Source organism: Pseudomonas sp. IB20, assembly GCF_009707325.1.
Classification (GTDB): Bacteria; Pseudomonadota; Gammaproteobacteria; order Pseudomonadales; family Pseudomonadaceae; genus Aquipseudomonas.
In genome coordinates this window covers 210,379-236,605 of record NZ_CP046103.1, presented here as the reverse complement: position 1 = coordinate 236,605, position 26,227 = coordinate 210,379, and the positions used below count along the sequence as shown (strand labels likewise).

The 26,227-nt window shown below is 60.9% G+C and carries 26 protein-coding genes and 1 pseudogene; 5 read left to right on the top strand and 22 right to left on the bottom strand.

Annotated elements, in window-relative coordinates; all coding sequences use genetic code 11:
* Positions 1-80: 80 nt before the first annotated feature.
* The 3 genes from GJU48_RS01085 to GJU48_RS01075 are packed head-to-tail and all read right to left on the bottom strand — an operon-like array spanning position 81 to position 5,274.
* Positions 81-3,134, bottom strand: a complete 3,054-nt coding sequence (locus tag GJU48_RS01085; RefSeq protein WP_094953578.1) for an efflux RND transporter permease subunit — start codon at positions 3,132-3,134, stop codon at positions 81-83.
* The gene (locus GJU48_RS01080) at positions 3,131-4,201 is read right to left on the bottom strand and encodes an efflux RND transporter periplasmic adaptor subunit (RefSeq protein WP_094953577.1); all 1,071 of its coding nucleotides are present in this window, start codon (positions 4,199-4,201) and stop codon (positions 3,131-3,133) included. The genes GJU48_RS01085 and GJU48_RS01080 overlap by 4 nt, the downstream gene beginning before the upstream one ends.
* Positions 4,198-5,274: an efflux RND transporter periplasmic adaptor subunit gene (locus tag GJU48_RS01075; RefSeq protein ID WP_155295909.1), complete on the bottom strand. Its 1,077-nt coding sequence runs from the start codon at positions 5,272-5,274 to the stop codon at positions 4,198-4,200. The genes GJU48_RS01080 and GJU48_RS01075 overlap by 4 nt, the downstream gene beginning before the upstream one ends.
* A 119-nt stretch (positions 5,275-5,393) precedes the next feature.
* On the opposite strand from GJU48_RS01075, the gene GJU48_RS01070 reads away from it, so the two are divergent.
* On the top strand, positions 5,394-6,551 hold the full coding sequence (locus tag GJU48_RS01070) for an AAA family ATPase (protein ID WP_155295908.1): 1,158 nt from the start codon (positions 5,394-5,396) through the stop codon (positions 6,549-6,551).
* Between the two features lie 30 nt (positions 6,552-6,581).
* Here the strand turns inward: GJU48_RS01070 and GJU48_RS01065 are convergent.
* From GJU48_RS01065 to GJU48_RS01015, 11 genes and pseudogenes are all read right to left on the bottom strand, one after another.
* Positions 6,582-6,680, bottom strand: a pseudogene (locus tag GJU48_RS01065) (IS3 family transposase); the annotation flags it as partial.
* Between the two features lie 220 nt (positions 6,681-6,900).
* On the bottom strand, positions 6,901-7,755 hold the full coding sequence (locus tag GJU48_RS01060; protein WP_094951123.1) for a transporter substrate-binding domain-containing protein: 855 nt from the start codon (positions 7,753-7,755) through the stop codon (positions 6,901-6,903).
* A complete protein-coding gene (locus tag GJU48_RS01055) occupies positions 7,752-8,528 on the bottom strand; it encodes an amino acid ABC transporter ATP-binding protein (RefSeq protein WP_094951122.1) in 777 nt (258 codons plus the stop codon). The genes GJU48_RS01060 and GJU48_RS01055 overlap by 4 nt, the downstream gene beginning before the upstream one ends.
* Positions 8,525-9,184: an amino acid ABC transporter permease gene (locus tag GJU48_RS01050; RefSeq protein WP_094951121.1), complete on the bottom strand. Its 660-nt coding sequence runs from the start codon at positions 9,182-9,184 to the stop codon at positions 8,525-8,527. The genes GJU48_RS01055 and GJU48_RS01050 overlap by 4 nt, the downstream gene beginning before the upstream one ends.
* Positions 9,165-9,830: an amino acid ABC transporter permease gene (locus GJU48_RS01045; protein WP_065941074.1), complete on the bottom strand. Its 666-nt coding sequence runs from the start codon at positions 9,828-9,830 to the stop codon at positions 9,165-9,167. Before GJU48_RS01045 ends, GJU48_RS01050 begins: the two co-directional genes overlap by 20 nt.
* 484 nt (positions 9,831-10,314) lie before the next feature.
* The gene (locus GJU48_RS01040; protein WP_094951120.1) at positions 10,315-11,097 is read right to left on the bottom strand and encodes a MetQ/NlpA family ABC transporter substrate-binding protein; all 783 of its coding nucleotides are present in this window, start codon (positions 11,095-11,097) and stop codon (positions 10,315-10,317) included.
* Positions 11,098-11,221: 124 nt separating this feature from the next.
* The gene (locus GJU48_RS01035; RefSeq protein ID WP_094951119.1) at positions 11,222-12,160 is read right to left on the bottom strand and encodes a sigma 54-interacting transcriptional regulator; all 939 of its coding nucleotides are present in this window, start codon (positions 12,158-12,160) and stop codon (positions 11,222-11,224) included.
* 49 nt (positions 12,161-12,209) lie between these two features.
* Positions 12,210-12,791, bottom strand: coding sequence for an alpha/beta hydrolase (locus GJU48_RS01030; protein WP_094951118.1), 582 nt, complete (start codon positions 12,789-12,791; stop codon positions 12,210-12,212).
* A 252-nt stretch (positions 12,792-13,043) separates the two neighbouring features.
* Positions 13,044-13,445 carry an ExbD/TolR family protein gene (locus tag GJU48_RS01025; protein ID WP_010565408.1) on the bottom strand — a complete coding sequence of 134 codons (402 nt, stop codon included), beginning with the start codon at positions 13,443-13,445 and terminating at the stop codon, positions 13,044-13,046.
* 1 nt (position 13,446) lies between these two features.
* On the bottom strand, positions 13,447-14,169 hold the full coding sequence (locus tag GJU48_RS01020; RefSeq protein WP_094951125.1) for a MotA/TolQ/ExbB proton channel family protein: 723 nt from the start codon (positions 14,167-14,169) through the stop codon (positions 13,447-13,449).
* A 51-nt stretch (positions 14,170-14,220) separates the two neighbouring features.
* Positions 14,221-15,045: an energy transducer TonB gene (locus GJU48_RS01015; RefSeq protein WP_094951117.1), complete on the bottom strand. Its 825-nt coding sequence runs from the start codon at positions 15,043-15,045 to the stop codon at positions 14,221-14,223.
* Between the two features lie 561 nt (positions 15,046-15,606).
* Between GJU48_RS01015 and GJU48_RS01010 the strand changes: the two genes are divergently transcribed.
* Positions 15,607-16,806: a CynX/NimT family MFS transporter gene (locus GJU48_RS01010; RefSeq protein ID WP_094951115.1), complete on the top strand. Its 1,200-nt coding sequence runs from the start codon at positions 15,607-15,609 to the stop codon at positions 16,804-16,806.
* Between the two features lie 64 nt (positions 16,807-16,870).
* The gene (locus tag GJU48_RS01005) at positions 16,871-17,623 is read left to right on the top strand and encodes a LysR family transcriptional regulator (RefSeq protein WP_371923429.1); all 753 of its coding nucleotides are present in this window, start codon (positions 16,871-16,873) and stop codon (positions 17,621-17,623) included.
* Between the two features lie 87 nt (positions 17,624-17,710).
* On the opposite strand, the gene GJU48_RS01000 is transcribed toward GJU48_RS01005, so the two are convergent.
* A complete protein-coding gene (locus GJU48_RS01000) occupies positions 17,711-18,790 on the bottom strand; it encodes a fatty acid desaturase (RefSeq protein ID WP_094951100.1) in 1,080 nt (359 codons plus the stop codon).
* 101 nt (positions 18,791-18,891) lie between these two features.
* On the opposite strand from GJU48_RS01000, the gene GJU48_RS00995 reads away from it, so the two are divergent.
* Entirely contained in the window at positions 18,892-19,896 is a 1,005-nt protein-coding gene (locus GJU48_RS00995) for an AraC family transcriptional regulator (protein ID WP_094951099.1), read from the top strand.
* Positions 19,897-20,203: 307 nt separating this feature from the next.
* On the opposite strand, the gene GJU48_RS00990 is transcribed toward GJU48_RS00995, so the two are convergent.
* The gene (locus GJU48_RS00990) at positions 20,204-20,569 is read right to left on the bottom strand and encodes a response regulator (protein WP_094951098.1); all 366 of its coding nucleotides are present in this window, start codon (positions 20,567-20,569) and stop codon (positions 20,204-20,206) included.
* Positions 20,570-20,607: 38 nt separating this feature from the next.
* Entirely contained in the window at positions 20,608-21,294 is a 687-nt protein-coding gene (locus GJU48_RS00985; RefSeq protein ID WP_094951097.1) for a Crp/Fnr family transcriptional regulator, read from the bottom strand.
* 83 nt (positions 21,295-21,377) lie between these two features.
* Here GJU48_RS00985 and GJU48_RS00980 point away from each other — a divergent pair, with 83 nt between their 5' ends.
* A complete protein-coding gene (locus GJU48_RS00980) occupies positions 21,378-21,902 on the top strand; it encodes an Mpo1 family 2-hydroxy fatty acid dioxygenase (protein WP_094951096.1) in 525 nt (174 codons plus the stop codon).
* A 101-nt stretch (positions 21,903-22,003) separates the two neighbouring features.
* On the opposite strand, the gene GJU48_RS00975 is transcribed toward GJU48_RS00980, so the two are convergent.
* The 5 genes from GJU48_RS00975 to oscA form a co-directional block, all read right to left on the bottom strand.
* Complete coding sequence (locus GJU48_RS00975; RefSeq protein ID WP_028615256.1) at positions 22,004-22,984, bottom strand: sulfate/molybdate ABC transporter ATP-binding protein; 981 nt, start codon at positions 22,982-22,984, stop codon at positions 22,004-22,006.
* 3 nt (positions 22,985-22,987) lie between these two features.
* A complete protein-coding gene (cysW, locus tag GJU48_RS00970; protein ID WP_094951095.1) occupies positions 22,988-23,860 on the bottom strand; it encodes a sulfate ABC transporter permease subunit CysW in 873 nt (290 codons plus the stop codon).
* A gap of 13 nt (positions 23,861-23,873) precedes the next feature.
* Positions 23,874-24,692, bottom strand: a complete 819-nt coding sequence (gene cysT / locus GJU48_RS00965; RefSeq protein WP_094951094.1) for a sulfate ABC transporter permease subunit CysT — start codon at positions 24,690-24,692, stop codon at positions 23,874-23,876.
* Between the two features lie 214 nt (positions 24,693-24,906).
* Positions 24,907-25,917, bottom strand: coding sequence for a sulfate ABC transporter substrate-binding protein (locus tag GJU48_RS00960; protein ID WP_094951093.1), 1,011 nt, complete (start codon positions 25,915-25,917; stop codon positions 24,907-24,909).
* A 67-nt stretch (positions 25,918-25,984) separates the two neighbouring features.
* Entirely contained in the window at positions 25,985-26,167 is a 183-nt protein-coding gene (gene oscA, locus GJU48_RS00955; protein WP_003170956.1) for a sulfur starvation response protein OscA, read from the bottom strand.
* Positions 26,168-26,227: the final 60 nt, after the last annotated feature.

The following is a 26,227-nucleotide window of genomic DNA, read 5'->3' as shown; positions in this document are numbered from 1 at the left end:
TAAAACAGTTAACGCCAGGCGCGCTGTAGGGAAAGTGTTTCCAAGAGTCTTCCTACATCCTTGCAGGAAGGCACGGATGGTCAGGCCTGTTGTTTTTTCGGCTCGCGAATCTTGTACCACGCCACGTAAAGCGCGGGCAAAAACAGCAGCGTCAGCAAGGTGGCGATGATGATCCCGCCAATCATCGCGTAGGCCATCGGCCCCCAGAACACTTCACGCGCAATCGGGATCATGCCGAGGCTGGCCGCCGCTGCGGTCAGTAGGATCGGCCGACGCCGGTGCTCGGTGGCTTCCACCACCGCATCCCACGGCGTATAGCCGTCGCGCTCATATGCATCGATCTGCGTCACCAGAATCACCGAGTTACGGATGATGATGCCGATCAGCGCCAAGATGCCGAGGATCGCCACAAAACCCATGGGCGTGCCCGTGGGGATCAGCGCCAGCACCACGCCGATCAGCCCAAGCGGCGCGACACTCGCCACCAGGAACATCTTCTGCACGCTGTGCAGCTGGATCATCAGGAAGGTGGCCATCAAGAACAGCATCAGCGGCACCACTTTGGCGATAGGGCCTTGGGCCTTGCCACTTTCTTCGACGGTGCCGCCAGTGGCGACGGTGTAGCCCACCGGCAGGCCGGCGCTGAACTTATCGATCTCGGGCTTGAGTTGTTTGACCAGGTCGGTCGGCTGCATCTCATCGCGCACCGAAGCCTTGATGGTGATGGTCGGCTTGCGATCACGGCGCCATACCAGCGGCTGCTCCAGCTCATACCGCACGGTGGCGAAAGCCAGCAACGGAATCGAGGTGCCGTTGGGCGTGACGATCTGCAGGTTCTGCAAGGTTTCCGGGGTGCCGCGTTCGGCGTCTTCGGCGCGCCCCACCACGTTGATCAGGTAGATATCGTCGTGCACCTGGGTCACCGAGGCACCGCTGACCACACTGTTCATCAGTTGCGCCACGTCTTCCGACGACAGCCCCAATTGCCGCGCCTTGTCTTGGGCGATGTCGACCCGCAGCACTTTGCCCGGCTCGTTCCAGTCGTAGATGATCTCGCCCAGGTGAGTATTTTTATCCAGCAAGGTCGCCAGTTCAATGGCGTGTTTGCGCACCTGATCGGTGTCTTTACCGGACACGCGGTACTGGATCGGCCGCCCTACCGGCGGGCCCATTTCCAGTGGCTGCACATAACTGCCGATGCCGACAAAGTCATCACGCAGGCGTTTTTGCAGGCGCGCAATCAACGCGCCGCGCTCTTCCAGGCCTTTGCTGACGATCACCAGCTGCGCGTAGTAGGGGTTTTCCAATTGCTGGTCGAGGGGCAGATAGAAACGAATCGCGCCCTGGCCGATGTAGGTGCTCCAACGCGCAATGTCCGGGTCGTCCTTGATGATCGCTTCGAGGCGGTCGACAGCCTTGCGGGTCTCGTTGATCGAGGCGTTTTGCGGCAGGTTCAGGTCAACGAGAATTTCCGGGCGGTCCGACGAGGGGAAAAACTGGTTCTGCACAAACTGCATGGAAAACACCGAGGCCACAAACAGCCCCACGGTGATGCCGATGGCCCACCAGCGGTGGCGCATGGCCCAAAGCATGCCGCCATTGAAGGCACGGCCGATACGCCCCGGTTCGGCATTATGCGGCTTCACGTTGGCACTGAGGATATGCACGCCAATCACCGGCGCAAACAGCACCGCCACCACCCACGACACCAGCATGGCCACGGCAATCACCGCAAACAGGGTGAAGGTGTACTCGCCCGCCGAACTGGCATTGAGGCCGATGGGCACGAAACCGGCCACGGTCACCAGCGTACCGGTGAGCATCGGGAACGCCGTGGAGGTGTAGGCGTAGGTCGCCGCCTGCTCCTTGGTTTCGCCTTTTTCCAGGCGCGTGATCATCATTTCCACGGTGATCATCGCGTCGTCCACCAACAGGCCAAGCGCAATGATCAAGGCACCCAGCGATACCCGCTGCATGGTGATGCCGCTGTATTCCATGAACACGAACACCAGCGCCAACACCAACGGAATCGAGCACGCCACCACCAGCCCGGCACGCATGCCGAGGCTGATAAAACTCACCACCAGCACGATGATCACCGCTTCAAAGAGCGCGCTGGTGAAGCCGCCGACGGCCTCTTCCACCACTTCCGCCTGATCGGAGACTTTGTGCACGCCGACGCCCACCGGCAGGTCGGCGGTCAGTTCGTCCATGCGTGTGTGCAGGGCCTTGCCGAAGGACTGGATATTGCCGCCCTTCTGCATCGCAATGGCCAAGCCGATCGCCGGCTGGCCGTTAAAGCGGAACATCGGCCGCGCCGGGTCAACATAGCCACGGCTGATCTCGGCGATATCCGCCAAACGGTAGAAACGATCATTGAGCCGCAGGTTAACGTCCGCCAAGTCCTTCTCCGAGGCGAACTGGCCCGAGGTGCGCACGGAAATTCGCTCCGGCCCCGCCTCGATCACCCCGGCGGGGGTGACCGCGTTTTGCGATTGCAGGCTTTGCACAACCTGGCGCTGATCAATCCCCAATGCCGCCAGTTTGCGCGTGGAGAAGTTCAGGTAAATCACTTCGTCCTGCTGGCCGATCATCTCGACCTTGCCCAGCCCCGGCACCGCACGGATCTCGGCGCGCACCTGCTCCACATAGTCACGCAGCTGGCGCATAGAAAGGCCGTCGCCGGTAAAGGCGTACACCGAGCCGAACACGTCACCGAACTCATCGTTGAACGACGGCCCCTGCAAACCCTGGGGGAAAGTGCCGCGAATATCGTCGATCTTCTTGCGAACCTGGTACCAGATCTCCGGAATGGCCTTAGCGCTGGTGGTGTCCTTGAGGAACACAAACACCGTGGACTCACCCGGCCGCGTGTAGCTTTTCACGTAGTCGAGGGAGTCGAGTTCTTCGAGTTTTTTCTCGATGCGGTCGGTGACTTGCTTGAGGGTTTCTTCCTGGGTCGCGCCCGGCCAGCGGGTCTGGATCACCATGGTTTTGATGGTGAACGAAGGGTCTTCTTCGCGCCCGAGGTTCATGTAGGAAAACACGCCCATCAGCAGCGCGACGAACATCAGGTACCAGACGAAGGACTGATGCTTGAGGGCCCAGTCAGATAAGTTGAAGCTCCCTTTCATCGCGGGCTGTCCTCGTCGATTTTGACTTTTTGCCCGGGTTTCAGGCTGTTCACGCCGGCAGTGACGATGCGTTCGCCGGGGTTGACGCCACCGTTGAGCAAGGCACTGTCAGCGTCGCGGCTGACCACCGTGACGTCGCGCGGCTGCACGGTCTGGCTTTGGGTGTCGAGCAGCCAGATGCGGGTCTTACCGTCGACTTCCTGCAAGGCGCTCAGCGGCAGTTCGATACGCGGCGCGATGGCAGAGCTCAAGGTCACGCTGATGGCGGTGCCAAGGCGAAAGGCCGGCGGTGTCTCGGCCAGGGTCAGGCGTGCGCGGCGGGTGCGCGTGGCGCTTTGCGCCTGGGGTTCGATCTCACGCACGATGGCGGTGGTGTGCACGTTCGGGTCGAGTTGCCCGGCGACCAGAAACACCACATCGGTGGGCAGGCGCTCGGCGAGGCCCGCTGGCAGATCGATCACCGCTTCCTTGATATCCGGACGCGCCAGGGTCACCACTTGCTGGCCGGCACTGACCACCTGGCCCGCCTCGGCATTCCAGGCGGTGACGATGCCGGCGTGGTCGGTACGCAGTTGGGCGTAGTTGAGCTGGTCCTTGGCCTGGTTGACCGAAGCCTTGGCCTGATCGAGGGTGGCCTGGGTGGTTTTCAGGTCGGTCTGGGCCACATCCAACTGCGCCTGGGCGCCGACGCCACGGTTGAATAATTCCTGCTGACGGCGGGCGTTAGCTTGGGCATTGATGAACTGCGCCTGCACACGGGCGAGGTCGCCTTGGGCGGCGCGCAATTGGTTCTGCTGGTCGGTGGGGTCGAGCACGGCGAGCACGGCGCCCTTCTCCACTTCGGCGCCCACATCGACCGTGCGGCGGGCGATACGGCCGGGCACGCGAAAGCCCAGGTTGCTTTCGTAGCGGGCCTGGATAGTCCCAGCGAAGCGGCCAAGGTTTTCCTGGTCTTCGGCCTTCACTTGCATCGACAACACCGGGCGCACAGGTTCAGGCACAGGTTCTTCCTTGGAGCAGGCCACCAGCAACAGGCTGGCGGCGAGTACAGCCGTCAGGTGTTTCATGGCTGCACGGCTGGGCGTTCGACGAGCATGCCGGGGTGCAGCAATTGCCCACCGGCCACCACGACCTTTTCGCCGCCTTTGAGGCCATCGCCAATGATCACGTTGCCGGTGAGGTAACGCGCCACGCTGACCTTGTGCAGTTGCGCCTTGCCGTCACCGTCGATCAGCCACACAGCGGGTTCGTTAAGGTCTTTGGTCAAGGCCGACCACGGCAGCTCGATGCTGGCCTTGGCCGGGCCATTCGCGGTGGCACTGACCACAGAACCTAAGTGCATGCCTTTGGGCAGGGATTGCAGGGCGATTTTGACTTGCACGGTGCCGGTATTGGCCGCCACCGCCGGCGTGACTTCACGGACCTTACCCACGGCCTTGATGCTCGGGTTATCCAACAGGCTGACGGTGATCGGCGCATCTGCCGGCGGCTCTACCAGCAGCGACTCATAGACATCGAACACCGCATCACGCTCGCCATCGGTCGCCAGGCTGAAAATCGGCACGGTGGCCTGCACCACTTGGCCGACTTCAGCCTGTCGCGCCGTAATCACCCCGGGGGCATCGGCGATCAGCGAGGTGTAGCCCAGTTGTTCGCGGGCATTGGCCAGTTGCGCTTGCGCGGCGGCCAGGGCGCTTTGGCTGCTGCGCAGCGCGGCTTGAGCGGCGTCGTATTCGCTGCGGCTGGTGTAGCCCTTGGGCAGCAGTGTTTCCTGACGCACAAAGGCGGCGGCGGTTTGCTTGACGCGCGCCTGTTCGGCCACGACCTGGGCCTGGGCGGAATCGACATTGGTCTGCAAATCCTTGGGGTCGAGCTTGGCCAGCACTTGCTTGGCGGTCACGCGGTCGCCCACGTCGACCATGCGTTGGATGATCTTGCCGCCCACGCGAAAGGACAAATCGGTTTGCACACGGGCCTGGATATCGCCGGTCAGCGTAACCGCCGCAGCAAAATCCGCCGGCTGCACCGTCTGCACAAACACCCGCGAATGGGCCTTGGGTTCGGCCTTTTCCTGGCCGCAGCCGCTCAACAGCGCCAACAAGCCAAGGCTGAGTACAACTATCGAAATGCGACCGCCCATGCAGGCTCCTTTGCGTGACGCGATGTGCCAGTGTGTATGCGACTGTGAGCTTAGATCAGGGTTCCTTATCTGCATGGAGGCTCCCATACTCCAATGGTTCCCACGCCGACTGAATACCTATGCTCAAAACCCTCGCAATCGCCAATTATCGCTCGATCAATAAATTGGTGGTGCCGCTGGACCGGCTGAACCTGGTCACTGGCCCCAATGGCAGCGGCAAGTCCAACTTGTACCGCGCCTTGCGCCTGCTGGCCGAAACCGCCCAAGGCAGCGTGATCAACGCGCTGGCCCGTGAAGGCGGGCTGGACTCGACCTTCTGGGCCGGGCCGGAAACCATCAGCCGGCGCATGCACAACGGCGAAGTGCCGGTGGAGGCGGTTGTGCGCCAAGGGGTAAAACGCCTGCGCCTGGGGTTTGCGGGGGATGATTTCAGCTATGCCATTTCCTTGGGGTTGCCGGAACCTGGCGCGTCGTGTTTCTCCCTGGACCCGGAAGTGAAGAAGGAATGTATCTGGGCCGGCCATATCTATCGCCCTGCCAGCCTGTTGGTGCAGCGCTCCGGCCCTATGGTGCGGGCCCGTGAGGGGCGCGCCTGGGATGTATTGGCCCAGCACACGCCCAACTATCACAGCCTGTTCGATCAGGTCGGCAGCCTGCGCGGCTCGCCGGAGGTGTTGCTGCTGCGCGAAAGCATTCGTGGCTGGCGCTTTTATGATCACTTTCGCAGCGATGTAGAGGCGCCCGTCCGCCAGCCACAATTGGGCACGCGCACGCCGGTGTTGCACCACGACGGGCGCGACCTGGCAGCGGCATTGCAGACCATTCGCGAGATTGGCGACCCCGAGGCGTTGCAGCGCGCGGTGAGCGATGCGTTCCCCGGCGCACGCTTGAATATCCAGCCGTTGCAGGGCGGGCGCTTTGCAATTGAGTTTTATCAGGAAGGTTTGCTGCGGCCGTTATCAGCGGCGGAGTTGTCGGACGGCACCTTGCGTTACCTGCTGCTGATCGCGGCGCTGCTGACGCCCAGGCCGCCGACCATGATGGTGCTGAACGAGCCGGAAACCAGCCTGCACCCGGATTTGCTGCCAGCGTTGGCGCGCTTGATTATCCAGACATCGAACCACTGCCAGGTATGGGTCGTGTCGCATGCCAGCCGTTTGATTGCGGCGTTACAGCAGGATGAAGGGTGCAATTCGATTGTGTTGGAGAAGGTGATGGGAGAGACGCGGATAGTGGGGCAAGGGATTTTGTGCGGCGGATCAGCCAGGCCGCCATGAAGTGCGCCCCAAAAGTTGGACAGCTAATGGTTAGGCTACCGCGGACCGGGTTCTGTAAGCCACAGGGCTCAGTCCGCCAAGCTTCGTTTTGATTCGCTTATGGTTGTAGTAATGGATGTACTTATCCAGCCCGTTGCTCATGAAAAGCCTCAGGAGTTGGACGAGTGTCCAACTTCTGGGGCGCACTTCACAGGCCTCATCGCGGGCAAGCCCGCTCCCACATTTTGATTTTGAAGAGCGTCCCCACGCTCTGCGTGGGAACGCCTCCTGTGGCGCTGCGCATCACGACTTTAAAAGCGGACGCGGAGCGTCCAAAGCTGCATGCCCACGCAGAGCGTGGGAACGATCATCAGCCCTGCCACTTACCACCCTCAACAATCACGCTCTCAGGCTGGGTGTCATCGCTCAGCTCTTTACGCACATATTGGTCATACAGCTTGAGCAAGAACTTCTCCTCACCCAACTTCGCCAACTCGGCATTCACCCAGTCGCGCAGTTCGATGTTGCCCTTCTTCACCGCCGGTGCAATCGGCGCTTCATCACCGAGCTTCTCTTCCAGCACCCGGTAGCCAGGGTTCTGCTTGGCCCAGCTGAACAGCACCAGGTTGTCTTGCGCATACGCATCACCACGGCCGGCCGTCAGCGCTTGCAGCGACTCGGAGTTTTTCTCGAACTTGAGCAGCTTCCAGTCCGGGTGGTTCTTGGTCAGCCAGATATCCGCCGTGGTGCCGGTGGTGACGATGATGGTGCGAGTGGCCAGGTCATTCAGGCTTTTCACCGAGCTGTCCTGCGGCACCAAGGCCTGTACCGCGACTTTCAGGTTGGGGTTGGTGAAGTCCACCGCCTCCTTGCGTTCCGGCGTCACGGTCATGTTGGCGAGGATAAGGTCAACCTTGTCGCTCTGCAGGAACGGAATACGGCTGGCCGGCTCCACGGCAACGAATTCAACTTTGTTCTCGTCGCCCAGCAGGTCTTTGGCGAATTGGCGGCCGATGTCGGTATCAAAACCCACGTAGCGACCGGCTTCATTCACAAAGCCGAACGGCGGTTTGTCGGTGAATACGCCGACGATCAGCTTGTCGCGCGCCTTGATCTTGTCGATGTAGCTGGCGGCAGCAGCCGCTGGTTTGGCGGGCTCTTCGGCCTTCTTATCGCAGCCGGCCAGCAAGGCGACGGCAAACAGTGGCAGCAGTAACTTTTTCATATCAGCTCCAATTCCTTGGTTTTCTTGGGCAGTGTTGACACAAAGGAGAACTTCTCCAGGAACTGCTGCGCGCGTGCGGTTTGCGGGTTCGTAAAGAATTCTTCGGGGGTGTTGTGTTCGAGGATGCGACCGGCCTCCATAAACACCACGCGGTCGGCGACGGCGCGGGCGAAGGCCATTTCGTGAGTGACGATCAGCAAGGTCATGCCATCGCGGGCCAGGCCCTGAATCACCTCCAGCACTTCCTTGACCATCTCCGGGTCGAGGGCGGCGGTGACTTCGTCAAACAGCATCACTTGCGGGTTCATGCACAGCGAACGGACGATGGCGATGCGTTGTTGCTGGCCGCCGGACAGCTGACGCGGGAAGGCGTCGCGCTTGTCGGCCAGGCCTACGCGTTCCAGCAGTTTTTCCGCCTGGTCGCGGGCTTCACGCGGGTCGCGCTTCTGCACTTTCAGCGGGCCGAGCAGGATGTTGTCGAGCACGCTCATGTGCGGGAACAGGTGGTAGCTCTGGAACACCATGCCCACGTCCTGGCGCACTTGGCGCCAGTCGGTGTGCTTGTCCAACAGTTCCTTACCGGCAAACCGCAGGCTGCCGCTGTGCGCCACTTCCAAGCCGTTGAGGCAGCGCAGCAAGGTGCTTTTGCCGCAGCCACTGGGGCCGAGGATCACCACCACTTCGCCGCTTTTCACGCTCAGGTCGATGCCCTTGAGCACCTGCTGCTCGCCGAAGAATTTGTTGAAACCCTGAAACTCGATCAATGCGCTCATGCTTGGGCCCAGCGCCGTTCCAGCACCTTGGAGGCGGCCGACAACGGGTAGCAAATAAAGAAGAAAAACAGGAACAGCACGCCGTAGATCAGCACCGACTCATAGGTGCGCTCGATGATTTGCTGGCCGACCTTGATCACGTCCACCACGCCGATCAGCACCGCAAGGGAGCTGGTCTTAATGATGCGCGTATAGACGTTGATGGTTGGCGGCGTCAGGCGTTTGAGGGCTTGGGGCAGCAGCACGTAGCCGTACAGCTGCGGATCGGACAACCCAATCGACAACCCCGCTTCGCGCTGACCACGCGGCAGCGAATGCAGCGCACCACGGACCACTTCGCCCACCTCGCTGGCGCCCCACAGCGACAGCACCAGCACCGCGCACCAGAAGCTCGGAATGCTCAAGCCGAAGAAAATCGGCAGGCCGAAAAACAGCAGGTACAACCACACCAGCACCGGGATCGCGCGAAACAGCTCCAGGTAAACCCGCAGCACCGCGTTGATCAGTGTGTTGTTCAACGTGCGCAGCACGCCATACAACACGCCGCCGACCGTACTGAAGGCGATGCTTAAAAACGAAATCGACAGCGTTTGCGCAGCGCCCTTGCCCAGTTGCGGCAACGACACCCACAACAACTCAAGACCCGAACTGGCCATGCTGGAGCCTCCTTTCCAGGCGGCTGAGCAGCAGCGACAGCGGCAAGAACAACAACACGCAAATCAGCGTCAGCACGGCGAGCATTTCGTAAGTCTTGTAGTAGAGCGCGATGTAGCTCTTGGTGGTGTAGAGAATCTCCGGCACCGCCACGGCCGACACCACCGTGGTCTCCTTGAGCAGGAAAATGAAATTGGCGAACAGCGCCGGCAGGCTGAGGATGCCGGCCTGGGGCAAAATCACATGGCGCAGCAGTTGCCAGTCGGACAGGCCGATGGACTTGCCCGACTCGATCTGCGCCAGCGGCACCGCTTCCACACCGGCGCGCAGCACTTCGGTGAGGTAGGCGCCGCCGAGGAAGGTCATGGTGATAATCGCCGCCCAGAACCCGGAAATATTCAAACCCAGAGCCGGCAAGGCGAAATACACGAAGAACAGTTGGATCAGCAGCGGCGTGTTACGCGCCAGCTCCACATACAGCGCCACCAGGCGCGACAGGTACGGCGTGCGAAACACCAGCAGCGCGGCGTTGATCAACGCCACCAGCAAGGAGGTGGCAATAGCGATCAGGCCCACTTGCAGCGTCACCCCCACGGCGTTGAGAAACGCCGGCAAGGTGCTGAGGATAAAAGCGAAATCGAAGGTCATCGTGAGTCCATAACGCCGCAAGGGTAATGCGGCGAGCGCAGTCTGTTCCGGCGTGGGTAACGTCGGGTAGCGCGAACTTTAAAGGTATAAAAAGTAAAATTTAAATACCGAAATAGCATATTGATATCACGCAAAAAGATAACCGCCGGATTCGCGGGTTTGACCGGGGGCGGCTATGGTCTTGGGTCGAGGGAAAGCCGAATCGAGGGAATGAGAGATGAACGAGGCGAAACCGATTGATCCGCAGGAGCTGGTGAAGTGGTTGGTGGCGTTGCGCAGGGCGATCAATAGCCGGGCCGCATAGCCCCTGATCATTCCCACGCTCTGCGTGGGAATGCTGCCCAGGACGCTCTGCGTCCGCTTCTAACATTGTGACGCGGAGCGTCACAGCAGGCACTCCCACGCGGAGCGTGGGAACGATCAAAAAAACGCCGACGCTATGCAAGCCGTCGGCGTTGAAACCTTGAAGGGGGTTTTGTTTACATCAGAACGCAGGCACTACCGCGCCGCTGTACTTCTTCTCAATGAAGGCTTTGACTTCAGGGCTGGTCAGGGCCTTGGCCAGCTTCTGGATAGCGTCGCTGTTCTTGTTATCCGGGCGTGCCACCAGGAAGTTCACGTACGGCGACTTGGCGTCTTCGATGATCAGCGCGTCTTTGGCTGGGTTCAGGCCGGCTTCCAGGGCGTAGTTGGTATTGATCACGTCCAGGTCAACCTGGTCCAGCACGCGTGGCAGCAAGGCCGATTCCAACTCTTTGAATTTGAGATTTTTCGGGTTGCTGGCGATGTCTTTCGTCGTGGACAGGGGATTAGTCGGGTCTTTGAGCGTAATCAGGCCGTTCTTTTGCAGCAGCAACAGGGCACGGCCATTGTTGGAGCCTTCGTTCGGAATGGCCACGGTGGCGCCATCTTTGAGTTCGGAAATATTCTTGATCTTCTTCGAGTAACCACCGATGGGCTCAACGTGCACACCGATGACCGTGACCAGGTTGGTGCCCTTGCCCTTGTTGAAGGTTTCCAGGTACGGCAGGGTTTGGAAGTAGTTAGCGTCCAAGCGTTTCTCGGCAACCTGTGTGTTGGGCTGTACATAGTCAGTGAAGACTTTGATCTCAAGGTCCACGCCTTCTTTGGCCAGGGTCGGTTTGACCAGCTCAAGGATCTCGGCGTGCGGGATCGGAGTGGCGGCAACCACCAGTTTCTCGTTGGCCTGGGCGAAGCTTGCAGTCAGGGCAGCCGCCAGAGCGGTAAACAACAGAACCTTTTTCATGCAGTGTCCTTATCGAAATTCCGGGGCGTCTCTGACGACCGTTTTTATGGTGTGCCAGCGAAGTGCTATCGCGGCGTGGAATGGACAATACCTAGATTTTTTATTCCCGAACAATATCTTTTATTCACTTTGATATTCCATTTTGTTCATGTAGCTGCTGTTCATTTAGAAAGCTGAGCAGGGTCTGCTGCTCAGCCGGGCTGGCACTGGCGAAAATCTGCTGCACTTGCGCAAGCGGCGAACCCGCCGCCGGCAGATTCAGATGCTCGGGCAAAATTTCATCGCCACTGCTGACCAGCAACGCAAAGTGAATAACGTTTTCCAGCTCGCGGGTATTGCCCGGCCAGCTGTGGTGCTCCAGCACGCGCTGGGCGGCGTCGCTGATCAGCGGCACCGGCAGGTCCAGGCGCTGGCTGTAGATGCCCAGGAAGTATTCCGCCAGGGGCAGGATGTCGCCGACGCGCTCGCGCAACGCCGGCAAGTCCAGCCGGCCTTCGCTCAAGTAGTGGAACAGGCGCTCATGAAACTTTCCCGCCGCCACGGCCTGGGCCAGGTCGATGCTGGTAGCGGCGACTAAGCGCACATCCACCGGGCTTGGCTGGTGGGCGCCGACGCGGGTGACTTCGTGATTTTCCAGGGCGGCGAGCAATTTCACCTGGATCGGCAGCGGCAAGTCGCCGATCTCATCCAGGTACAAAGTGCCGCCGTTGGCCGAGCCAAACCAGCCGGCGCGGCTGCTGGCCGCACCGCTGTGGCTGCCTGCGGCGTAGCCAAACAGTTCGGCGTCGGCGTAAGTAGGGCTGATCGCGCCGCAATTGACCGAGACAAACAGCCCGCTGCGGTCGCTGCCACGGTGGATATGCCGCGCCAGCAGCTCTTTACCGCTACCGGTCTCGCCGCGAATCAACACGGGCAAGGCGCGCGGCGCCAGGCTTTCCAGGTCTTCACGCAGTTGGCGCGAGCGCGGGTCGACAAACACCAGTGCTTTGGCACGGATGCTCAGCGGGCTCTTTTCGGCGTCGGGGAAGGTCAGCAGTGGCTGACCGAAGGTTTCATGACTCATGGCAGGCTCCCGCCCCAAATCCACTCAGGGACGGGGCGTTGAAAAGAATTTAGGCACTGCGCCGGGCGTGATGCTCGAGGCGGTTTTGCAGGCGATAGAGGTAGGCGAAACCCTGCTCCCAGCGCTGGTGGCCGGACTTCACATTGATATGCCCGGCACCGGACAAAATCCCGGCCTCCGCGCCCCAATTGCGCGCCAGTTCCAGAGCCCGAGGGGCGCTGACGGCGCTGTCGTTATCGGAGCTGACCACTTGGCTGGGAAACGGCAGCAGGTCGCTGGGTATCGGCGCAAAGTTGCGCAGGGCCGGTGAACAGGCAGGGCGCTCGACATCCGCCGGCGCCACCAGCAAGGCGCCGCGCACTTGACGCAAAAAATGCACAGGAGCGGTGGCCGCCCAATGGGCGACGGTGATGCAACCCAGGCTATGGGCGATCAGGATGACGGGGGTGCTGTCGGCGGCGATGGCCTCGGCCAGTGCAGCCACCCAGTCTTCGCGTCGCGGCGTCAGCCAATCGGCCTGCTCCACCCGCGCGCTGTTGGGCAGGCTGTTCTGCCAATGACTTTGCCAATGATCTTCTGGCGATCCTTGCCAGCCCGGCACGATCAGATAACGAATCGACTCGCTGTGCATGGGTGTGCCCTCCTGCAGCGTTTAACGTTGCTGACCAGTATAGGGACGAGGGTTATATTCGTTAAGGAATAAGAAGCTATTTATTAATAACCAAAATATCAAAACTACCGACATTCAAAACGTGGGGCTGGCGCCAGCTCCCACATTGACCGGGTTACACATTGGAAATTGGGATACCAGGTAAATCCCAGGCAAAAAAAAGGCCGCACCCTGCCAAGGAAAACGGCCAAAAACTTGTCGAGGCTTTTGAAACTAACGAGCAGTAATCACCGACAGCTTGGTAATGCCCGCACGCTCGATAGACGCCATGGCTCGCGCCACTTCGCCATAGTTAACGCCATCGTCAGCCTGCAGTTGCACCCGCACATCGGGGTCCTTGGCCTTGGCCGCCTGCAGGTTGAACTCCAGCAGGTCCGGCTGGATTTCGTCCTTGTTGATAAACAGTTTGCCGGCGCCGTCGATGCTCACCACCAGCGGGTCCTTTTGCTCAACCGGCGCGACCGCTTCGGTCTTGGGCAGGTTGATCGGAATCGCGTTGGTCAGCAACGGCGCGGTGACGATAAACACCACCAGCAGCACCAGCATCACGTCCACCAGCGGTGTGACGTTGATCTCGCTCAGCACCTCATCACTGTCTTGCGTGGAGAAGGCCATCTCAGGACGCCTCCTTCACTTTTTGCGGGTTGCCCGCCGCGTTTTTGGTCAGCGCAGGGTGCAACAGCACGCGGAAGGAATTCTTCTGCGCCAGGCTGTAGAAGTCGTGGGCAAAGTCATCAAGGTCAGCCGCCGTCAGCTTCAGGCGCCGCAGGAAGTAGTTGTAGACCAGCACCGCCGGTACCGCGACGGCGATACCTACGCCGGTGGCGACCAGCGCCGCACCAATCGGCCCGGCTACAGTTTCCAGGCTGGCGGAACCGGCGGCGCTGATGCCCTTCAGCGCTTCCATGATCCCCCACACGGTGCCGAACAGGCCGATAAACGGCGAGGTGCTGCCGATACTGGCGACCACGGCCAGGCCGGTTTCCAGGGAGCGGCGTTCACGCACGATCTGCTGGCGCAGGGCGCGTTCGAGGCGGTCCTGGTGGTTGATCGCCTGGCTCAAATCTGCAGCGTGTGGCGCGTCACCGACCTGGATCGCGGCATAACCGGCCTGGGCCACACGGGCTGCGGCGCCGGGTTGGGTTTCGGCCAGTTCAGCGGCAGAGTCGAGACTCGACGCCGCCCAAAACTGTTTGTGGAATTTGCGATCCTGGGCCTTGAGGCGACCGAACTGCACGCCCTTGAGCAAGGCGAAGCCCCAGGTGGCGACCGAAAAGGCCACCAGCAGCCAGATCACCGTGCTTTCGATGGATTCAAGTGGAGATGCTAATGCCATGATGTTTTCCCTCTGTGCAGGTCGCGGCGTGTCCAACACACCGCTGCCGAATAGTTAGTGAATCTTGAAATCGATCGGAACGCTGACCCAGCCGTCCTGGGCCACATCGCCCTGCTTGGCCGGCACGAAGCTCCAACGCTTCACGGCGGTCAGTGCGGCGTCATCGAGTTGCTGGCGGCCGCTGCTTTTCTGGATCTGGATCTCACCCGGCTTGCCGCTGGCCAACACATGCACCCGCAACAACACCGTGCCTTCCCAACCGCGGCGCTGGGCCAGTGACGGGTATTCAGGCGCCGGGTTCTTCAGGTACGCGGCGTTGGCCGAGGCCGGTGTAACCGGTGCCGGCGACGGCGGTGCGGCGGGCGCGGGCGGTGCAGGTGGCGCTGGCTTCGGTGGCGCGGGTGGCTGCTCGACCGGTTTCGGTGCGGGCTTGGGCTCAGGCTTCGGTACCGGCTTGGGTTTAGGTTTTGGAATCGGTTTTGGCGGCGCCGGTTTGGCGGCCAATTCATCCACAACCGGCGGCGGTGGCTCGACCACGGGCGGTGGTGGCGGTGGGGGCGGAACAAGTGGGGGCGGTTCAACCACCGGCGGCGCCGGCTGGGAAAATTCGATGGTCATCGGCGGGATTTCCGGCGGCACAATCGGCAGCACCGGCGTGGGCTTCTGGCTCACCCAATAGATCACCGCGCCGTGCAAGGCCAACACCAGCAAGCCCAGCAGAAGCCCTTCACGACGGCTCGAGAAGCGCTTCGGGGTCTTCTGCAAACGCAACTGCCCTAGTGGTGCGCGGTGCGGCCGGCCAAGGTCGACCAACTCACCACCCGGTGCCTGGCGCCACTGCGCCTCTGGTGCACTGGCGGCGGTCTGGACATTGCCCATTGATTCACTCCCTACGGTTTTGAAACAAAAAAACCGACAGGCCTGCCAAAGCGGCCGTCGAGGGCTGAATCATCGGGGCCAGACGCTTATCTCTTAAAGTAATCTTTAAAGTTATACATAGATCTAAATTGAATAAACGAAACATCCTGATATGCCAAAGCCACGACCGGCGCGGCCTGTGGTGAAGGGGTTGTTTTTCAATGCTTTTCAGGCATGAAAAATATTCATCGAAGGCATGGGTTTGCCCTCGATTGTCAGTGTGCGCAGCGTTCGCTCCGAAGGGCGTCAGACCCGTCTTCGGCCTACTGGCGAAGGGTATTTATTCGCACACTCGCCTGGAACCCAAACCCGCCATGAACCACCAAGGGTTCAACACGGCGAGCTTGAGAGCACAAAGTAGAAGACTACGGCACGTTGGGGCGCACGCCGGACGCAGGGGTTTTCGCCTTGAAGTTGGTTTAAGCGCCCTAGGACACACCCTGCCAGGCTTAGATTTAAATTCAAAATACCTCGACGGCTCCGCATACTGCATGCCTCTTTTGCGCACCCGAGAGGTCATGCATGCCGCTTAACCCATCACTCATGGGCAAACTCGCCGGCTGGGGCCTGCTGGTGGTCCTGGGCCTCAACCTGCGGCCGATCCTCAGTTCCATCAGCCCGTTGCTTGGCGAGATTCGCCAGGCCACCGGCCTGAGCTTTCAGAGCAGCGCCTTGCTCACCAGCCTGCCCGTGGTGTGCATGGGCCTGGTGGCGCTGGTCGGCGTGCGTGTGGAAGCGCGGCTGGGCGAACGGCGCGGCATCGCCCTGGGCTTGATGATGATTCTGCTGGCGTGCCTGGTACGCTGGCTGATGGGCCAGGCCTCGGCGCTGCTGGTCACCGCCTTGCTCGGCGGCGCCGGTGTGGCGCTGATCCAGGCGTTGGTGCCGGCGATGATCAAGCGTGAATTCCATCACCGTGTGCCGGTGGCGATGGGCGTGTACTCGGCGTCGTTGATGGCCGGTGGTGGGTTGGCGGCGCTGCTCAGCCCGGTGGTGTCCACGCACTTTCAGCAATGGCAGGCGGGGTTGGGCGTGTGGCTATTGCCGGCGCTGGGGGCATTGTTGCTGTGGGCGTGGCTGCCGTTGGGTGCGCCGAGAAAGCTGCAGGCAGCCCCCGCGTTCAAAGGCCTGCGCAATCGCCGCGCCTGGCTGTTGGCGTTGTATTTCGGTTTGGTCAACTGCGGCTACATGAGCATGGTGGCGTGGCTGCCTGCGTACTATCAGCAGCTGGGCTGGGGCGTATTGCCGAGTGGTTCGCTGTTGGCGTTCATGACCATCTTCCAGGTGATCGCCGCGCTGTTGATGCCGGTGTTGGCGCAGCGCGGTATCGACCGCCGCCCACTGCTCAGCATTAGCCTGTTGGCGCAGACCATCGGCTACCTCGGCCTGATCCTCGCGCCGCTGGAGTATCCGCACGTGTGGGTGGCGCTATGCGGCTTCGGCCTGGGCGCGTGTTTCGCCCTGAGCTTGCTGCTGACCCTCGACCACCACCGCGACCCACGCCAAGCCGGGCAACTGGCGGCCTTCGTGCAAGGCGTGGGTTTTTTGATCAACGCGGTTTCGCCGTGGCTGACCGGCTGGCTGCGCGAACTCACCGGCAATTTCGTCAGCGCCTGGGTGGTGCTGACGGTCACGGTGGTGGCGATGCTGCTGGTGACGCGGGTGTTCAGCCCGGCCACCTACCGCACCGGCTCAGAAGTCGTAGCGCCCGGTCACACCTAGCGTACGCGGGGTGCCCAGACCTCGCAAATGCCTTCGACCTATTTTTCAAATGCCGGGAAAGCATATGGATCTTCGCCAACTTCGGTACTTCATCGCCCTCAACGAACACCGCAGTTTCGTGCGTGCGGCGGACGCCATGGGCATCACCCAACCGGCGTTCAGCCGCAGCATTCAGGGGCTGGAACAGGAGTTCGGCTGCGTGCTGGTGGACCGCGGCAACAAGGATTTGCGCCCCACGCCCGAAGGCCAAGTGGTGCTGCAACACGCCCTGAGCCTGGTGCACGGCGCCGCCTTGCTGAGCAGCGAAGTCACGCGTATGACCAAGCTCGACGCCGGCGACCTGCGCTTCGGCACCGGCCCGGCGCCGGCGGTGAAACTGGTGCCGGATGCGGTGGCGCGCTTTATCGGCGCGCACCCAAAAATCCGCACCAGTTTCCAGGTGGATAACTGGGAAAAACTCAGCCGTGCCTTAAGCCGTGAAGAGATCGAATTTTTTATCGCCGACATCCGCCAGTTCGAGTCGGACCCTAACTTCCAGACCCGCGCACTGACGCCCAAGCGCGGGGTGTTTTTCTGCCGCCCAGGGCACCCGCTATTGGCCAAGGACAGCCTGTCGACCAACGACATGTTCGACTACCCGCTGGCCTCACCGCTGATCTCCCAGGGCATTCGCAAATTACTGGCGAACCTGAGCGGGCGCATGGATTTTTCGCCAAGCATTCAGACCGAACATTTCCCGGCATTGGTGAAAATCGTGCTGCAGTCCAACGCCATCGGCGTGGGCACTGAGCTGATGGCATCCCACGAGCCGCATTAAAGGCCGCATCCGCCATGGGTTTAGCCGGTGCGCGCCACCCCGGCAAGCCGTGGTTGGGTTTCCTGGCGGACAAAACCGGCGCGGCACTCAGCGCATCGCCGTTTCAGCCGGATTAAGCCGGGGCTGCGAACGCTCCTGGCGTTCAAGCCGATTGGCCCGGGCAAAGGTGCCGAAATCATTGAAGCGCACGCCCATTTCGCGCATCACTTTATGCGCCACCTTGGCCGTCATCTGGCGGATGTAAAACGGCTCTTTCACCACAAAATGGTGAATGCCATGGGTGCTGCCGAAGTTGAAGCAGAACGCTTGCAGCGGCCACATCCACCACGGGTTCAGCACTTGGGTTTGCTGGATCACATTGCCCAGCTCCACGTCCCCGTAGTAGTGCATGTTGGAGCTGACAAAGTGCAGGCAAAAGGTGCGCAACACGTTAGGGCCAATGATCACCACGGCGGCGATGTCGATCACCTGCATCATCTGCAAGGTGCCGGCTGACCACTCGATCGGCGCGCCCATCAGGCTGGCAATGCCATTGGCCGCATGAAAGCCCAAAAACACATACCACGCGCCCCAATGCAGCAGTGCCAGCGGGGCGTACACCAGCAGCGCACGCTTGAGGATGTTGAATTTGTGCTTCCAGGTTTTGGCGCGCAGCATGCGGATGAAGGCTGACATGAGGTTGTCGCCCACCATCAGCAACCGCGCGATGCCCCAGGGCTCGCCGTTGGTGATGGCGCGCTCTTCCATGTCGGTCTCGGTGCCCGACACCTTGTGGTGATTGAGGTGCAGGTGCCGGCGTATCCACGGGTTGATGGTGCTCGGCCGCGCCAGCCACACCAGCCCCATCATCAGGTTGTGCGCCAGGCGCTGCTTGCGAAAGTACATGCTGTGGATCAGGTCGTGTTCCAGCTCGTGGGTCAGCGAGGCGAGGAAGGCGTTGAGCAGCAGGCACACCCACCAAGCCATATGGCCGCTGATGTAGAGCGCCGCCGAGCCGAGCATGCCGACCAGCGCAAACGCCAGGATGCCCGCGCCCAGCGCGTCCTGATGCAGCAGCCAGGGGTGCTGCTGGCGCAACCTGACGCCCTCGGCCAGCACCACTTCGCGGATATGCGCTGAGCGTTGTTGCGCGTTCATCTGTTGGGGGCTTGCACAAGTACCGTCCATGCTTCCATTCTCTTGTTCATTGATACGTCCATCCTGCCCCAAGCGATCTGGCAGGACGCTAGCCGCGGACGCCAACTTGTTGACCGCAAGCGCCAATCGTCATGACCGAAGCCACCTCACTCGCCAGCTGGACCCGCGCCCTGCGCAAGCAGCTCGATGCCCTGGACCTCGACAGCGCCGCGCTGTGCGCCCAGGCCGGGCTCGACCCGCAGCAGATGGATGACCCTAACGCGCGCTACCCGCTGTCGGCGACCACGCGGTTGTGGGCGCTGGCGGTGCAGGCCAGCGGTGATCCGGCGATCGGCTTGCGGGTGTCGCGGTTCGTCAGCCCCACCACCTTTCATGCACTGGGTTATGCATTGGTGGCCAGCGGCAGCTTGCGCGAGGTGTTCGAGCGGATCGTGCGCTACCACCAGGTGGTCAGCGATGCCCTGACGCTGGAACTTAGCCGAGACGGCGAACGCTACCGTTTTCGCCTGCTGCAACCGCCGGGCAACCCGGCACCGGCGCTGGAAGCGATTGATGCGTTTGCGGCAATTTATGTGCGCACTTGCCGTAATCGGCTGGGCCGTGAATACGCGCCGCTGGCTGTTTATTTGCGCCGTCCGCAACCCATTGACCCCAAGCCCTGGCACACGGTCTTCCGCGCGCCGGTCTTCTTTGGCGCCGAAGAAGACCGCCTGGAGTTTGCCGCGCATGACTTCGACAGCCACCTGGATGACGCCAACCCGGAGCTGGCCGAACACAACGAAACCGTGCTCAAACGCACCCTCGCCCAACTGCAACCGCTGACCTGGGAGCGCAAGGTCCGCGCGGCCATTGAGGCGCAATTGCCGGAAGGTGAACCGAGTGCCGAACGGATTGCCCAGGCGCTGCACTTGAGTTTGCGCAGTTTGCAGCGGCATCTGGCGGATGAAGGGTGCCGGTTTGATGCGTTGCTCAATGAGTGCCGGGAGAATTTGGCGCTGCTGCACCTGCGGGACCCGCAGTGCTCATTGGCCGAGATCAGTCATTTGCTCGGGTTTGCCGACACTAGCAGCTTCAGCCGGGCGTTCAAGCGCTGGACGGGGATGACGCCGGGGCATTTTCGGGAAAGTGTGGGGTAACTGCGCCCCAAACTTATTGCTCCCTCTCGGCCACCCGTCCACTAGCCTAGCCAGTGAACTACAACACCGTGAATTTGATGATGCCCGAAAGTGGGGATCGCTCACGGTTAAAGCTTTGAAAGGCAATTACCGATTTAATGCCACGGTCAATTCTTTGGGTGGGCCGGCGATATAACAACAGGAGCAGTATCCCTGCCGGAAGTAGTAGTTGACATGATGTTAATTCCTTGAGCGTCAAAATTGACAACTCAAGTGTGCTATTCCGATCATCGTTCATCTACTGTCAAACTTGACAGGTATGCACCTGTCAGCGGCCTCGATCTCGACGCAACAGCTTGGCTGATCGAGCCGCTAATGCACGGGCATCAAACGGCTTGAGCAAATAATCATCCTCATGCAATTCCAACCCACGCAGACGGTCTTCAATCCCGCCCGTCGTGGTCAGGAACAACACCGGCGTGGCACCCTTCAACCGAATAGCCTGCTGCAACTTCCAGGCATTCAAGCCCGGCAGCATCACATCCAGAATCACCAGCTCGTAGTCGGCGCTCTCCACTAAACGCAACGCCGCCATGCCATTGGCCGCGACTTCGACGCTGTAGCCGGCCTCGTTCAAGCCTTGGGCCATCCGCTGTGCCTCTTCGGATTCGTGTTCCACTAACAGGACGCGCATAACATACCTCGATTAATCAGGCTTGCAGGCTACCACCCTCAGGTGTGCGCCGCCTCACGCAGTCGTTGGGCATCCAGGATTTCGATCTCGCCATAACCCAGGCGCACGATGCCCTGGGCTTGCAAGTCCTTGAGCAAGGCGTTGGTGGTCTGGCGCGACAGGCTCAACAGCGCCGCCAAGTCTTCCTGGGGCAGTTGCACCATGCTTTTTGCGTGTTCGGTATCGCCGTAACCTTCAACGATCATCAACAAGCGGTGCGCCAGCCGCACCGAGGTCGGCATCAGGCTCAGTTGCTCGATATTGATAAAACTCAGGCGCAGCTTCTGGCTCATCAACAAGGCCAGGTCGCGCCAGTATTGCGGGGACTCATCGAGGATGTTCAGCAGCGCCTGCTGCGGCACCTGCAACAGCGTGCATGGCCCCACGGCGCAGGCGTCATGGGTGCGCGGCAGGCCGTCGAACAGGCAGATTTCGCCAAACCAGTACGGCAGCTCCACCAGGCTCAATAGCGCTTCCTTGCCATGCTCATTCACCGCGCTGATGCGCAAGGTGCCGTCGAGCACCGCATACAGGCCACACGGCGGGTCGCCGCGCTTGAACAGGTATTGCCCTGCCGCCAGCTGCCGCTGCCGGGCGTGGGCCAGCAGGCTATGCTGAAACGAGGCAGGCAAGTGGCTGAACCAATGACCCGTGGCCAGCCGCGAGTGCCATTTCTCTGTGCCCATGAGAACTCCGATGATTGTCGCCCAGCTGACAGTCAGGCGCAGGCTGGCAGGGCATGATCAAGCATCCTACAGGAGGAACAACAATGAAAAGCCTCGTCGACCACCTCAGTCAATACGCCGCCTACCACCGCGACCCACGCAATATCGCCAGCCACTTTATCGGCATCCCGCTGATTGTGGTCGCCGTGGCCGTGCTGCTGTCACGCCCCGAATGGGCAGTGGGCGGCCTCTGGCTGTCGCCAGCGGTGCTGCTCGCGTTGTTCTCGGCGTGGTTTTACCTGCGCCTGGAACTGGCGCTGGGCGTGCTGATGACGCTGTTGATGGGCTTGTCGGTGTGGGCCGGGCATGTACTGGCGGCGCAGAGCACGCTGGTGTGGCTCAGCAGCGGCATTGGGATGTTTGTGGTGGGCTGGGTGATCCAGTTTGTCGGCCACTATTACGAGGGCAAAAAGCCCGCGTTTGTGGATGACGTGTCGGGGCTGATCGTCGGGCCGTTGTTTGTGGTGGCGGAGTTGGCGTTTTTGCTGGGGTTGCGCCAGGGGCTTAAGCAGCAAATTGAGCAGCGGTCAGGGCCGGTGGCGGTGCGCGGAAAAAGGGCAGCGGTCTAAGGGTTAATAGAGATCAGTGCTTCAGTCACACCGAGATGATGCTATCGCAGCAGTGCGACGATTCGACAAGCCAGCTTCCCCATTGGTTTTTTGCAGGGTGCTTAAGCTTTTTGCCAGACCTTGGGTTTAAAGAATAGGGTCTCGCCACGGGCCAGGCCGGTCAGGCTGTCGTGGTCTTTCACCACTTCAGCCTCGATGAGTTCGCTTTGGCCTTCGACCTTGAGCGTTACCCGAGTGGTAGCGCCCAACGGCCGAATATCACGCACCTCAGCCGCGTGGTGATCCTCCAACTCATGCCGCGACAGCGACACTTCATGCGGCCGGAACAGCACGTGCTTGTCCTCGCCCAGATGCAGACGGTTGGAATCACCCAGGAAGTGGTACACAAAATCGCTGGCCGGGTTTTCGTAGACGTCACCCGGTGAGCCGATCTGTTCGATCACACCCTTGTTCATCACCACAATACGGTCGGCGACTTCCATGGCCTCTTCCTGGTCGTGGGTCACGAATACCGAGGTCAGGTTGATATCTTCGTGCAGGCGCGCCAGCCAGCGGCGCAGCTCTTTACGCACCTTGGCGTCGAGGGCGCCGAAGGGTTCGTCCAGCAGCAGCACTTTGGGCTCTACCGCCAAGGCGCGGGCCAGGGCGATACGCTGGCGCTGGCCACCGGAGAGTTGCTCCGGGTAGCGATCAGACAGCCAATCCAACTGCACCATGTTCAGCAGCTCGTGCACCTTGACCGCAATCTGGCTCTCGTTCGGGCGCTGGTTTTTCGGCTTCATGCGCAGGCCGAAGGCGACGTTGTCAAACACGGTCATGTGGCGGAACAGCGCGTAGTGCTGGAATACAAAGCCGACGTTGCGATCACGCACGTCGTGGCCGGACACGTCTTCACCGTGGAACACGATGCTGCCGTCATCCGGGGTTTCCAGGCCGGCGATGATGCGCAGTAAAGTGGTCTTGCCGCAGCCGGACGGGCCCAGCAACGCCACCAGCTCGCCACTCTGGATGTCCAGATTGATGCTGTTCAGGGCCTTGAAGGCGTTGAAATTCTTGCTGACATTACGGACTTCAATCGACATGACTTATTCCTCACCGGCGCTTTTGCGCAGGCGGTTGATACGGTTCTCGCTCCACTGCTTGAGCAGCAGGATGAAGAGCGCCAGGATCAGCAACAGGCTCGCGACGGCAAACGCGGCAACGTGGTTGTATTCGTTGTAGAGGATCTCGACGTGCAGCGGCAAGGTGTTGGTCACGCCGCGAATGTGGCCGGACACCACCGACACCGCACCGAACTCACCCATGGCCCGTGCGGTACACAGCACCACGCCGTAAATCAGGCCCCATTTGATGTTCGGCACGGTCACATGCCAGAACATCTGCCAGCCATTGGCGCCGAGCAAGCGCGCCGCCTCTTCTTCCTGGGTGCCCTGCTCCTGCATCAGCGGGATCAGTTCACGGGCCACGAACGGCACGGTGACGAAGATGGTTGCCAGTACAATGCCGGGCAAGGCGAACACGATCTGGATGTCGTGGTCTTGCAGCCATGGGCCGAAGAAACCCTGGGCGCCGAACATCAGCACATAGACCAAACCCGCGATCACCGGCGATACCGAGAACGGCAAGTCGATCAGCGTGACCAGGATGCTCTTGCCACGGAACGAGTACTTGCTCACGCACCACGCGGCGCTGACGCCGAACACCACGTTGAGCGGCACAGAAATCAACACGGCGATTACTGTGAGTTTCAGTGCGGATAGCGCGTCGGGTTCCAGGATGGCGGTGAAGAACGCGCCGAGGCCATTCTTCAAGCCCTGGGACACCACGATAAACAGCGGCAGCAGCAGGAACAGGAAGAACACCAGCCAGCCCAGGCTGATCAGGATGCGCCGGGACACCGCGCTGCCACGACGGGCAGCGTTGGCCGAGGACGCAGCGGAAATAGACGATTGGGACATGTTCCGCGCCTCCTTATGGACGTTCGATGCGCCGCTGCAACAAGTTGATCAGCAGCAGCAAGACAAAGGAAACCACCAGCATCAACACGCCAATGGAGGTGGCACCGCGGTAGTCGTATTGGTCGAGCTTGACCATGATCAGCAGCGGCAGGATCTCGGTTTTCATCGGCATGTTGCCGGCGATGAAAATCACCGACCCGTACTCACCCACGCCACGGGCGAAAGCCAGCGCGAAGCCGGTCAGCCAGGCGGGCAGCAATGCGGGCACGAGGATGTAGCGGAACACCTGCAACGGCTTGGCGCCCAGGCAGGCGGCGGCTTCTTCGATTTCCCGGGGGATATCGGCCAGCACCGGCTGCACCGTGCGCACCACGAAGGGCAGCGTGACGAACGTCAGCGCCAGGGTGATACCCAACGGGCTGTAGGCGATTTTGAAGCCCAGGTCAGCGGCGAACTGGCCGACCAGGCCGGTCGGCGTGTACAACGCGGTCAGCGCAATACCGGCAACCGCCGTGGGCAGGGCAAAGGGCAGGTCGATCATCGCATCGATGATCTTGCGGCCGGGGAAGGTGTAGCGCACCAGCACCCAAGCCAGCAGCGTGCCGATCACGCCGTTGATCAGCGCAGCGTACAACGCGGTGCTGAAACTCAGTTTCAACGCCGCCAGCACGCGTGGTGCGGAAATAATGGCCCAGAACTGATCCCAAGTGAGTTGAGCGGCGTGTACAAACATCGCCGCCAGGGGGATGAGTACGATCAGGCTGAGGTACACCACGGTGTAGCCCAGCGTCAGCCCGAAGCCGGGTATGACGGGGGAAGTACGACGCGACATAAGAGTCCTTGGTTAAAAGGTAGAAACCACGGTAGGAGCGCGCTTTCTGTGGGGGCCGGCTTTTCTGTGGGAGCCGGACTTGCCCGCGATACAGGCACCTTGGTGTGTCAGTCACACCGCGGTGATGCTATCGCAGCGGTGCGACGATTCGACAAGCCAGCTCCCATAGAAGCCCAGCGCCTACAGAAAATCAGGCCCCTACAGGTACTTTGGCTTACTGCGCCGAGTAAATCTGGTCGAACACGCCACCGTCATTGAAGAATTTCGGTTGGGCAGTTTTCCAGCCGCCGAAGTCTTTGTCGATAGTCACCAGGTCCAGTTTCGGGAACTGCTGGGCGTACTTGGCGGCGACTTTTTCATCGCGTGGGCGGTAGAAGTTCTTCGCCGCAATCTCCTGGCCAGCGGGGCTGTACAGGTGCTTGAGGTATTCAGTGGCGATTTCGGTGTTGCCCTTTTTCTCGGCGTTCTTGTCGACCACGGCCACTGGCGGCTCGGCGAGGATCGACAGGGAAGGCACGACGATGTCGAACTTGTCGGCGCCGCCGTCTTCTTTCAGCGCCAGGAAGGCTTCGTTTTCCCAGGCCAGCAACACGTCACCCTGACCGTTGTTGACGAACGTGATGGTCGAACCGCGAGCGCCGGTGTCGAGAATCGGCACGTGCTTGAACAGTTCTTTCACGTAATCCTGGGCCTTGGCTTCGCTGCCACCGGCTTTGAGGCCGTAGGCCCAGGCGGCGAGGAAGTTCCAGCGCGCACCGCCGGAGGTTTTCGGGTTCGGGGTGATCACGGAAACGTCTTTCTTGATCAGGTCGCCCCAATCCTTGATGCCTTTAGGGTTGCCCTTGCGCACCAGGAACACGATGGTCGAGGTGTACGGGGTGCTGGCGTCCGGCAGGCGGGTTTGCCAGTTTTCCGGCAGGGTCTTGGCCAATTTGGCGATTTCGTCGATGTCGCCGGCCAGGGCCAGGGTCACCACGTCGGCGCGCAGGCCGTCGATCACTGCCCGGCCTTGTTTGCCCGAACCACCGTGGGATTGCTGGATCTTGACGTTGTCGCCGGGGTGGGACTGTTTCCAGTGGTTGGTGAACTCAGCGTTGTAGTCCTGGTACAGCTCACGGGTAGGGTCGTACGAGACGTTGAGCAACTCGTAGTCCTTGGCAACAGCGGAACCGGCAAACACGGCGCTGGCCAGTGCGGCCAGGGCGTAACGGCGAATCGACGACATAGAAGGCTCCTGAGAATTCTTGGTGTTGGCTTTTCTTATAGATGCGGGGGTCTATCGCCGTGAGTGCTTAGCTCGGTTTGTTACCCGGGTTTTGCAAACGGAATTTTTCCTTGCGTTCGATCTGTACCACTTGGGCGTTGTGCACCGTGATTTCCACCGCGCCAAACCGCAGGTCGCGCAAGGCGCTCTGGATCTCACGCAAAATGGCTGCTTCGTCCTGGCCGTCGACGCTACGTAGAGATGCGCTCATGGTCTCGCTCCTGAAATGAATAGTGCCTGGCAGTGGCGGCACTGCTTGCGGCGTGAGGGC

Coding starts and splice junctions, on each gene's coding strand:
- GJU48_RS00995 (WP_094951099.1), top strand. CDS start 18,892: ATGACCGAAGCCACCTCACTCGCCAGCTGGACCCGCGCCCTGCGCAAG.
- GJU48_RS01015 (WP_094951117.1), bottom strand. CDS start 15,045: ATGGGCAATGTCCAGACCGCCGCCAGTGCACCAGAGGCGCAGTGGCGC.
- GJU48_RS01005 (WP_371923429.1), top strand. CDS start 16,871: ATGGATCTTCGCCAACTTCGGTACTTCATCGCCCTCAACGAACACCGC.
- GJU48_RS00990 (WP_094951098.1), bottom strand. CDS start 20,569: ATGCGCGTCCTGTTAGTGGAACACGAATCCGAAGAGGCACAGCGGATG.
- GJU48_RS01085 (WP_094953578.1), bottom strand. CDS start 3,134: ATGAAAGGGAGCTTCAACTTATCTGACTGGGCCCTCAAGCATCAGTCC.
- GJU48_RS01060 (WP_094951123.1), bottom strand. CDS start 7,755: ATGAAAAAGTTACTGCTGCCACTGTTTGCCGTCGCCTTGCTGGCCGGC.
- GJU48_RS01080 (WP_094953577.1), bottom strand. CDS start 4,201: ATGAAACACCTGACGGCTGTACTCGCCGCCAGCCTGTTGCTGGTGGCC.
- GJU48_RS00960 (WP_094951093.1), bottom strand. CDS start 25,917: ATGTCGTCGATTCGCCGTTACGCCCTGGCCGCACTGGCCAGCGCCGTG.
- GJU48_RS01035 (WP_094951119.1), bottom strand. CDS start 12,160: ATGAGTCATGAAACCTTCGGTCAGCCACTGCTGACCTTCCCCGACGCC.
- GJU48_RS01045 (WP_065941074.1), bottom strand. CDS start 9,830: ATGACCTTCGATTTCGCTTTTATCCTCAGCACCTTGCCGGCGTTTCTC.
- GJU48_RS00975 (WP_028615256.1), bottom strand. CDS start 22,984: ATGTCGATTGAAGTCCGTAATGTCAGCAAGAATTTCAACGCCTTCAAG.
- cysT (WP_094951094.1), bottom strand. CDS start 24,692: ATGTCGCGTCGTACTTCCCCCGTCATACCCGGCTTCGGGCTGACGCTG.
- GJU48_RS00980 (WP_094951096.1), top strand. CDS start 21,378: ATGAAAAGCCTCGTCGACCACCTCAGTCAATACGCCGCCTACCACCGC.
- GJU48_RS01000 (WP_094951100.1), bottom strand. CDS start 18,790: ATGGACGGTACTTGTGCAAGCCCCCAACAGATGAACGCGCAACAACGC.
- oscA (WP_003170956.1), bottom strand. CDS start 26,167: ATGAGCGCATCTCTACGTAGCGTCGACGGCCAGGACGAAGCAGCCATT.
- GJU48_RS01070 (WP_155295908.1), top strand. CDS start 5,394: ATGCTCAAAACCCTCGCAATCGCCAATTATCGCTCGATCAATAAATTG.
- cysW (WP_094951095.1), bottom strand. CDS start 23,860: ATGTCCCAATCGTCTATTTCCGCTGCGTCCTCGGCCAACGCTGCCCGT.
- GJU48_RS00985 (WP_094951097.1), bottom strand. CDS start 21,294: ATGGGCACAGAGAAATGGCACTCGCGGCTGGCCACGGGTCATTGGTTC.
- GJU48_RS01030 (WP_094951118.1), bottom strand. CDS start 12,791: ATGCACAGCGAGTCGATTCGTTATCTGATCGTGCCGGGCTGGCAAGGA.
- GJU48_RS01050 (WP_094951121.1), bottom strand. CDS start 9,184: ATGGCCAGTTCGGGTCTTGAGTTGTTGTGGGTGTCGTTGCCGCAACTG.
- GJU48_RS01055 (WP_094951122.1), bottom strand. CDS start 8,528: ATGAGCGCATTGATCGAGTTTCAGGGTTTCAACAAATTCTTCGGCGAG.
- GJU48_RS01025 (WP_010565408.1), bottom strand. CDS start 13,445: ATGGCCTTCTCCACGCAAGACAGTGATGAGGTGCTGAGCGAGATCAAC.
- GJU48_RS01075 (WP_155295909.1), bottom strand. CDS start 5,274: ATGGGCGGTCGCATTTCGATAGTTGTACTCAGCCTTGGCTTGTTGGCG.
- GJU48_RS01010 (WP_094951115.1), top strand. CDS start 15,607: ATGCCGCTTAACCCATCACTCATGGGCAAACTCGCCGGCTGGGGCCTG.
- GJU48_RS01040 (WP_094951120.1), bottom strand. CDS start 11,097: ATGAAAAAGGTTCTGTTGTTTACCGCTCTGGCGGCTGCCCTGACTGCA.